We start from the raw sequence: 1,079 nt of genomic DNA, 5'->3' as shown, positions 1-1,079 counted from the left end.
CGCCGAGCACAGCGCCACCCTGCCCGCCGCGATCGGGCCGAGCGTCGTCTGCACCCCGACCACCCGCCCACCGACCACGTCCAGGCCGGTGACCTCGCAGTTCTGGATGATGTCGATGCCGGCGGCATCCGCGGAACGGGCGAAGCCCCAGGCCACGTAGTCGTGCTTGGCGATGCCCGCGCGCGGCTGGTAGGTGCCGCCGAGCACCGGGTAGCGCACGTCCGGGGAGATGTTGACGATCGGGCACACCTCCTTGACCTGCTCGGCGTCCAGCCACTGCGCGTCCACGCCGTTGAGCCGGTTGGCCTCCACCCGGCGCACGCTGTCGCGGACGTCCTGGAGGCTGTGGGCGAGGTTCAGCACCCCTCGCTGGGAGAACAGGATCGGGTAGTCGAGTTCCTCCGCCAGCTGCTCCCACAGCTTGAGGGCGTGCTCGTAGATGCCCGCGCTCTCGTCCCACAGGTAGTTGGAGCGGATGATCGTGGTGTTGCGGGCCATGTTGCCGCCCGCCAGCCAGCCCTTCTCCAGGACGGCCACGTCGGTGATGCCGTGGTTCTTCGCCAGGTAGTGGGCCGTGGCCAGGCCGTGGCCGCCGCCGCCCACGATCACCACGTCGTAGGAGCGCCGGGGCTCGGGCGTGCGCCACAGCCGGTCGGGGTGGTCGGGCAGATCGGCACCGGGGGTACGGGGGCTCATCGGGCGTCTCCGTCGTGGGACAGGTGCGGGGGGAGCGGGTGTGCGGGGACTGGAGCGTTCATGCGCCGTTCGCGTTCCTCTCGGCGGCCTCGACGACATTGGCGAGCAGCATCGCCCGGGTCATGGGGCCCACGCCTCCGGGCATCGGCGCGAGCCATCCGGCGACGGCGGCGGCGTCCGGGTGGACGTCGCCGGTCAGTCCCTGCCCGGCGCGGGTGATGCCGACGTCCAGGACCGCCGCGCCGGCGCGCAGCATGTTCTTGGTGATCAGTGCGGGCACTCCGGCGGCCGCGACGACGATGTCCGCGTCACGCACGTGCCAGGCCAGGTCCTTGGTCCCGGTGTGGCAGAGGGTGACGGTGGCGTTCTCCGACCTGCGGGTC

1 protein-coding gene and 1 pseudogene are annotated in these 1,079 nt (G+C 71.9%); both read right to left on the bottom strand.

Annotated features, from left to right (window positions below; genetic code table 11):
* The coding region (locus IE249_RS39535) for an FAD-dependent oxidoreductase (protein WP_229859967.1) at window positions 1-696 on the bottom strand (696 nt) is incomplete at its 3' end.
* A gap of 58 nt (window positions 697-754) precedes the next feature.
* Window positions 755-1,079: pseudogene (locus IE249_RS39530) on the bottom strand (bifunctional methylenetetrahydrofolate dehydrogenase/methenyltetrahydrofolate cyclohydrolase); the annotation flags it as partial.

Source organism: Streptomyces anandii JCM 4720 (assembly GCF_014650655.1).
GTDB lineage: Bacteria > Actinomycetota > Actinomycetes > Streptomycetales > Streptomycetaceae > Streptomyces > Streptomyces anandii.
Note: the sequence above shows the minus strand (reverse complement) of the source record. Positions and strands in the feature narration are given on the sequence as shown.